Below are 8,097 nucleotides of genomic sequence, written 5' to 3' on the forward strand. Positions count from 1 at the left end.
ACCTAACAACCAATAACAAAGTTAAATGTTGAAAGGTGTAGCGGCTAGTTAGGGTTAGAGTAGATAGTTGAAAGAGAAAGCAAAAATCCCATATAAAGTTGAAAGTTCGGCATTAGATATTGAGAAATATTAACCATCAACTCATAACTATTAACTTGACTAGCCGCCCAATCCAACAACATATAACAAAGTCAAAGGGTTAAAGGTTGAGCTACTGGTCAGGTAGATTGTAGGAAGTGAAATGTAAAAATATTTTTCGTGTCATTAATATACTTCGATGAACTTAGCCTGGCCGCACCTTTGGTCCTATTGGGTTTATCGAAATATGGTGCGTTGGAAGAATTTTATATAACCAAAAAACCAATGACATCAATTTGATATTTACTATTTACTATTATATATTTTCTATAAAAGGTCAAAGGTTTAAGTGTGTGGCGGCTGGTTAAGTTTATGGTTGGATGTTGAAAGAGATAGTTAATTCTACATTACATTTTTTACTAAATTTGCATTTATATAAGTTGAATTTTTCTATTTGCTATTAAATATTTTCTATTATCTATTTGCAATAAAAAATGCTTTCACACCTTTCAATAAATAATTATGTGCTGATTGAAAAACTTGAGATAAGTTTTTCAGAAGGCTTATCAATTATTACAGGCGAAACCGGGGCGGGAAAATCTATTTTGCTTGGTGCACTTTCGCTGGTGTTGGGTCAGAGAGCTGATATGCAAGTGTTGTACGATAAAACAAAAAAGTGTTTTATTGAAGCCGCGTTCAAAATTAAAGGTTACGATCTAAATTCTTTTTTTGAAAGAAACGAACTCGATTACGATGATAATACTGTTCTTCGCCGCGAGGTTGGTGCAAATGGCAAAACACGCGCATTTATAAATGATACCCCTGTAACACTTGAATTGATAAGGGAATTGGGAAACATGTTGATTGACATACATTCTCAACATAAAACGCTAACACTACAGGATTCGCATTTTCAACTTTCTTATGTTGATGGTTATGCGCAGCATGATAATCTATTGAATGATTTTTATAAAGAATTCATTATAAGGAATCAATTAAAATTAAAGCTTTATTCGCTGGAAGAAACAGAAAAAAAATCTTTATCAGATAAAGATTATTTTCAATTCCAGTTTGATGAACTGGATTCAGCAAAATTGTTAAACAATGAACAAACAGAACTGGAATCAGAATTAGCGATTTTAAACCATGCTGAAGAAATTCAGCAATACTTTAGCAATGCTTCGGCTTCGCTTACCGAAGGAGAGCAAAATATTTATTCGGGAATATCAGAAATTTTTTCATTGTTAAATAAGGCATCAGCATTATATCCCGCAGCTACTGAACTGGCAAAGCGAATGGAAAGCTGTAAGATTGAAATAAAAGATATTGCAGACGAGATTGAACTATTATCTCTGAAAATAAATCATGATCCATCGCGTCAGCAGGAAATTAGCGAAAGGCTTGATGTTATTTATCGTTTACAACAAAAGCATCGTGTGAATACTGTTGATGAGTTGTTAGTCATAATGAATGATTATTCTGAAAAACTTTTATCCATTACATCACTTACAAGCCAAATTGAAAAAATAAAAAAAGAAATTGAAGCATCGGAAAATATTTTAAAAACCGTATCTGAAAAAATTTCTAAGAACCGCAAAAAGTCGATTGTTCAGATTGAAAAAGGTGTAACATCTGTTTTGCAAAAATTAGGAATGCCCAATGCTGAGTTTGAAATTGAATGCTTTGAACTGCCCGATTATAATGCTTTTGGGCAGGATAAAGTAACCTTCCTGTTTAATGCTAATAAAGGTGGCGAAAAGAAAGAAGTGTCGAAAGTGGCTTCCGGTGGTGAATTGTCAAGGTTGATGCTTGCTATAAAATCGTTAATATCACAGAAAAAACTTTTACCAACCATAATATTTGATGAAATCGACCAGGGTGTTTCCGGCGAAATTGCTGACAAGGTAGGAAGCATAATGAAAAACATGTCAGATACGATGCAGGTAATTACCATTACCCATCTTCCTCAAATAGCAAGCAAAGGCGACTCCCATTTCCTGGTATATAAAGAGTCGGATAAAAAATCGGCATTCACAAAAATAAAATTGCTTGAAAAGAATGAACGTATAAGCGAAATAGCAAAAATGCTTAGTGGTGACGAACTTACAAAAGCAGCAGTTGAGAATGCAAAAGTTTTATTAAAAACGAAAAACTAAAAATCATGTATAATTTACTTAAAGGAAAGAAGGGCATTATTTTCGGTGCTCTGAATGAAAATTCTTTGGCATGGAAAATTGCAGAAAGAGCTTATGAAGAAGGAGCCGTATTTACATTGTCGAATACTCCTGTAGCGCTGCGATTGGGCGAAACGGATACTCTTGCAAAAAAATGCAATTCATTAATTATTCCTGCCGATGCAACCAGCGTGAAAGATCTGCAAAATGTTTTTGAAAAAACAATGCAACGCTTCAATGGGAAAATCGATTTTATTCTGCATTCAATAGGGATGTCGCCAAACGTAAGAAAAAAACTTCCGTACGATAATATCGATTATGATTATTATGCCAAGACCATGGATATTTCGGCAATCTCATTTCATAAGATGATACAGGTTGCAAAAAAGCTTGATGCTATAAATGAATGGGGCTCGGTGGTTGCACTGTCATACATTGCCGCACAACGAACATTGTTTGAATATAACGATATGGCCGATGCAAAAGCAGCCCTCGAATCGATTGCACGTAGCTTTGGATATATTTACGGACGTGAGAAAAAAATTAGAATAAATACTGTTTCACAATCACCTACCATGACAACTGCCGGAAAAGGTGTGAAAGGTATTGACGGATTGATTGATTTTACCGAACGCATGTCTCCTTTGGGAAATGCCACTGCTGATGAATGTGCTGATTATTGCATCACTTTATTTTCCGACCTTACAAAAAAAGTTACCATGCAAAACCTTTATCACGATGGTGGGTTCTCGAGCATGGGGATGAGTGCACGTGCAATGGAAATGTATAACAAAAGTCTTGAATGTAACGAATGCAAGGATAATCCGGCGTTTAGGGATAAGTCGTAAGACACAAGTAGCAAGTAGTAAGTCGTAAGACACAAGTAGCAAGTCGTAAGATACAAGTAGTAAGTCGTAAGACAGAATTAGTGAGTGGAAATTGGAATTAAAGAAATATATTTTACAATTAATGACCACGAATAACTATCACTGACTACAAATGACTCCGCCGTGGCGGAGAATGAAAGCCAGCCTGAAAGACGCAGTCTGGCAGGCGAAGCAATTGAACATTAATAGGTATAGGGGTATAAAGGTATAGGGGTATAGAGGTATAGAGGTATAGATGGGGAATTACACTTTAATATTCTGAATTCTATTCTTATCAATTCAAAAAACATAGCGTCTTTGAGTTCGCTGCGGTGGATAAGTCTTCAGTAAGCAGTATTCAATCAATTTAGCAATTTAGCAATTAAACCATTCAATAATTTGGATTTATGGTATTAATCTTTTAATTTTACTCATCTTACTACTTAATAGATGAGAAAATTATATACACACATTCTTATAATTCTTTTTTTATTAAATAGTTTTTTTATTTTTTCCCAGGATATTTTTATTTGTGATACAGCAGGAATAACAAAGTATACAGCATCATCAATAAGTTTTAAGTGTAATTATTTTTATAATTTCATAAAGGCATCAATAGATTCGGCGCTTATTGATAATTCAAATAAAGTCCCGGTAACTTTTATTGCAACCACAGAAAACAGAATTCTTAATGGTCCGATATTTTATTTTAGAAATGATTCTGTTTTGGTAATGCAGGGTTTTATGAAGAATGGCAAGCCCGACAGCACTTTTATACTTTATCATATCTCACTTGAGAATTATAAAATTATTGCTGCAAAAACTTTTTTCCGAAATGGTTTGAAAGAAGGCAAAGAAATTGAATACAGCAAAAAAGGTGTGATTACTTCTATCTGTCATTATAAAAATGGAAAGCTTGATGGCGATAGCAAACAATATGATGAATATGGAAATCTTCTTAAACAGGGAAGCTATGTAAACGGAAAGAGAGAAGGCGACTGGATAGACAATGATTTGCAAAAACATTATTACACCACTGCGAAATTTAAAAACGATAAGATTTTGTATTCAAATTTGCGGGCGTGTTATGAAAACGGAAAAACCTTTGTTGACGGGAATTATGATAAATATAATAAAAAGAATGGAGTGTTTTATGTTTACGATACCGAAGGCTTTATAGTACGGAAAGAATCATACCGGCACGGAAGACGTAATGGGAATTTTTATGATTATGATAAAGGAAAACTTCTGAAAAGAACAAAATATAAAAATGACAAAATTGTAAAATAATAAAAGGTCATTCCTGAAAACATCCAGGTTTTATACACTTTTATACCGATACGTAACAGGTCGCCGCGGCGACTACAAAAATAATTTTTCAACAAGTGTTACTATCGGCATAACTCGTTCTAATAATTATTTTAAAATGGATAAGAACGAGTATAAATTTTTTAAAAAAATGAAAAATATATTTTTAGTATTTAAGATTTTTTTTCTGATATGTATGATTAGCAGTTGTACTGGTTCTTTGACCAAACATAAAAATCTTACCAAAGTAACATACGATACATTAAGTAAAAATAATAATGATTGCAGTTTGATTCATCTGTTTTATACTTCAGGGTTTGAAAAGAATCATCTTGTCATTAACTGGAATAATTCAATAATTTATAATGATACCATTACTACTGCTCCGAATGGGATGGCTTTACGTTCGATAACCATTCCTAAAAACAACTGCCTTTTGATTGTAAGCATTGATGATGCTTCTTTTAAAGAGCAACTCAGTGGGGATTATTGTAATTTGATTTTCAGCAAATCGAATGATAGCTTGTTCCTTGAATTCACGAATAACAGTCCGCTTTATAAATAAATTATTTCTAAGATTTCGGTTCTCAGTTCTCAGTCTACAGTCTTCAATTCTGAACTCTGAACTCTTAATTCTGAATTCAAACTAACTATTTCACTTTTGTCTTTTCCATGTTTTTCCTAAGCTTCATATTCACTATTTCTACGCCGAGTGAGAAAGCAACAGCAAAATAAACATAGCTTTTAGGAACTTCATGATGAGTTGCATCGGCTATTAAAAGGAATCCGATAAGAATTAAAAACGATAATGCCAGTACCTGGAGTGTAGGATGGCTTTCAATAAAATCGCCTATCTTACCAGCAAATATCAGCATGATGAAAAGAGAAACAATAACAGCCATGATCATGATGATAACTTGTTGAGTCATTCCTATTGCCGTTAAAATGGAATCGAAAGAAAAAACAATATCTATTAATCCAATTTGAATAACGATACTGACAAGATTTTTTTTAACATGACCGAAAGGAGTATCGTGTGTTGCTGATGCCACTTCGTTCACTTTATGATGAATTTCGGAAGTGCTTTTAGCAATAAGGAAAAGTCCGCCGACAAATAAAACAATATCGCGACCGGTAACATTGAAATCGGAAATAGAGAACAGCGGTTGTGTGAATCCTATTATCCATGTAATGCCCAATAGCATGATGATCCGAAATATCAGCGCTAATCCAATTCCTGCCGCCCTGGCTTTTGGTCTTACATCATTTGGCAGCTTGTTGGTGAGTAATGAAAGAAAAATAACATTATCAATTCCCAATACTACTTCCAGGAAGCTAAGGGTTAAAAATGCGATCCATGTTTCTGCATGAAGAAAAATTTCCATATGAATTCCTTTGCTGCAAAATTATACTAAAAATCAATATTTGCTAAGTATATGTTTTTGAAATTCTTAATGGTGAAAAAATCTTGTTTTGTATTTAAACAGAAACTATTACTTTTGCACCTTAACAAAAAACAAAACTGATGGAAAGTAAAAAAGTATTAAAAGGTGGTGAGTTTCTTTTACGAGAATCTAAAGCTGCTGATGTTTTCATTCCCGAAGAATTTGATGAAGAACAAAAAATGATATCAGGCATGTGTAACGATTTTCTGGAAAGAGAAGTATTTCCTGTGCTTGATAAAATTGATGCAATGGAACCCGGATTGATGAGAAGCCTGGTTGCTAAATCAGGGGAGCAGGGTTTGCTGGGTATTTCAGTCCCTGAAGAATATGGTGGTTTCGGACAATCATTTGTTACATCAATGCTGGCTTCGGATGTTTTGGGCGCAGGTTATTCTTATGCAGTAGCTTATTCAGCTCATACAGGAATTGGGACTTTACCTATCCTGTATTACGGCTCGGAAGAATTAAAACAAAAATATTTACCCAAACTGGCATCTGGGGAATATGCAGGTGCATACTGCCTTACTGAACCTAATGCAGGTTCTGATGCTAATTCAGGAAAAACAAAAGCTGTTCTTTCGGAAGACGGGAAACATTATATTTTGAACGGACAGAAGATGTGGATCACTAATGGCGGTTTTGCTGATGTTCTGACTGTTTTTGCAAAAATAGATAATGATAAAATATTAAGCGCATTCGTTGTTGAACGCAATTTCCCCGGTGTTTCATTCAACCCGGAAGAAAAGAAAATGGGGATAAAAGGTTCATCAACCGTTCAGATATTTTTCAATGATTGTAAAGTTCCTGTTGAAAACATGCTTGGTAAAAGAGGCGAGGGTTTCCGCATTGCATTGAACATTCTCCATATCGGACGAATTAAACTTGGTGCTAATGTTTTGGGAGCTTGCAGAAGATCGATAATGCAATCGGTAAACTATGCTAATGAGCGCAAACAATTTGGTTCGCTCATTTCTAATTTTGGTGCCATAAAATATAAACTTGCAGAACAGGTTATTCGCTTTTTTGTTGCTGAATCTTCGCTTTATCGTACCAGCAAGAATGTTGATAATACTATAAAACAACATATATCTGAAGGAATGCCCAAGCCGCAGGCATACCTTGAAGCGCTTGGCGAATATGCTATGGAAGCAGCTATCCTTAAAGTATTAGGTTCGGAAACGCTTAATTATATTGTTGATGAATTTGTACAGATATATGGTGGTATGGGTTACTCCGCCGAAATGCCTGCCGACAGGGCTTACCGCGATTCACGTATCAATCGTATTTTCGAAGGCACCAATGAGATCAACCGTTTGGTTGCATCGGATATGTTCCTGAAAATGGCTAAGAAAGCCGATTCTAAAGTGTTCGATATTTCAAAAGCCATATATGAACAATTAGACAGCATAAAAGAAAATGGTACAACTGATTATTTCGCTAAGAAATATGCGGTGATTGAAAATCTGAAAAAAGCTGCGTTGCTTATGTTGGGTAAAGCTTATGATGCGGTAGGTAAACAATACAATACCGAACAGGAAACCATGATGAGCATTTCCGATATGCTTGTTCAGTTGTATGCTGCCGAATCAGTAGTGCTGAGAGTGGAAAAACTGAAAGCGTTGAAGAGTGAGCAGGAACATATTATTTATAAAGATATTTGCGATGTGTTTGTTTACGAAGCTTCATCACGAATTTACAAATCAGCAATGGATGCATTGAATTCATTTGCTACAGGCGAAGAATTCGCTAAAATTCAAAATGGATTAAGAAAACTAACATCTGTTGAGCCTACGAATATTAAAGAAGCAAGAAGAAGAATTGCAAATAAGTTGATTGAGGATAACAGATACAACTTCTAAAATTATTTAAAAAATAGAATTTAAATCGCTCCGGAAATGGAGTGATTTTTTTTGAAATATAGCAATTATTAGTTGATACCAATTGTTAATTTAAAATAGACAACTTACGGCTACCATTCACCCCCTTAAACATTAGATTTGATCTATGAAGAAAAAATAACCATCCACGAACATGTGTTTTAGCCTACTGTAGCTGATATTTCAATTACAGAATTATAATTAATTTTAACCGGGTTTTTAAACGGATAGCTACGTAGTAGTTCAATCTACAGTGTTCAGACCTTGACCTGTTTTATCTATACTCGTTCTAAACAGGTTTGCAAAGGCAAAACTGTTTAGAACGAGTTATACCGTACAGAAAAAAAAT

General features: G+C 34.4%; 6 protein-coding genes. 5 read left to right on the forward strand and 1 reads right to left on the reverse strand.

Annotation, left to right across the window (positions count from 1 at the left end; translation table 11 throughout):
- Nucleotides 1–572: 572 nt before the first annotated feature.
- The 4 genes from recN to PKK00_12270 all read left to right on the forward strand — a co-directional run bounded on the left by recN (nucleotide 573) and on the right by PKK00_12270 (nucleotide 4,991).
- Nucleotides 573–2,234 carry a DNA repair protein RecN gene (recN, locus tag PKK00_12255; GenBank protein HNW99172.1) on the forward strand — a complete coding sequence of 554 codons (1,662 nt, stop codon included), beginning with the start codon at nucleotides 573–575 and terminating at the stop codon, nucleotides 2,232–2,234.
- Between the two features lie 2 nt (nucleotides 2,235–2,236).
- Nucleotides 2,237–3,100 (forward strand): enoyl-ACP reductase, encoded by an 864-nt coding sequence (locus PKK00_12260; GenBank protein HNW99173.1) that lies wholly within the window; start codon nucleotides 2,237–2,239, stop codon nucleotides 3,098–3,100.
- A 468-nt stretch (nucleotides 3,101–3,568) separates the two neighbouring features.
- The gene (locus PKK00_12265; protein ID HNW99174.1) at nucleotides 3,569–4,408 is read left to right on the forward strand and encodes a hypothetical protein; all 840 of its coding nucleotides are present in this window, start codon (nucleotides 3,569–3,571) and stop codon (nucleotides 4,406–4,408) included.
- Nucleotides 4,409–4,577: 169 nt separating this feature from the next.
- A complete protein-coding gene (locus PKK00_12270) occupies nucleotides 4,578–4,991 on the forward strand; it encodes a hypothetical protein (GenBank protein ID HNW99175.1) in 414 nt (137 codons plus the stop codon).
- Between the two features lie 85 nt (nucleotides 4,992–5,076).
- Here the strand turns inward: PKK00_12270 and PKK00_12275 are convergent, their stop codons facing one another.
- Complete coding sequence (locus tag PKK00_12275; protein ID HNW99176.1) at nucleotides 5,077–5,811, reverse strand: TerC family protein; 735 nt, start codon at nucleotides 5,809–5,811, stop codon at nucleotides 5,077–5,079.
- A 140-nt stretch (nucleotides 5,812–5,951) separates the two neighbouring features.
- Here PKK00_12275 and PKK00_12280 point away from each other — a divergent pair, with 140 nt between their 5' ends.
- Nucleotides 5,952–7,730, forward strand: a complete 1,779-nt coding sequence (locus tag PKK00_12280; GenBank protein HNW99177.1) for an acyl-CoA dehydrogenase family protein — start codon at nucleotides 5,952–5,954, stop codon at nucleotides 7,728–7,730.
- Nucleotides 7,731–8,097: the final 367 nt, after the last annotated feature.

This window comes from Bacteroidales bacterium (assembly GCA_035353855.1).
GTDB lineage: Bacteria > Bacteroidota > Bacteroidia > Bacteroidales > CG2-30-32-10 > DAOQAK01.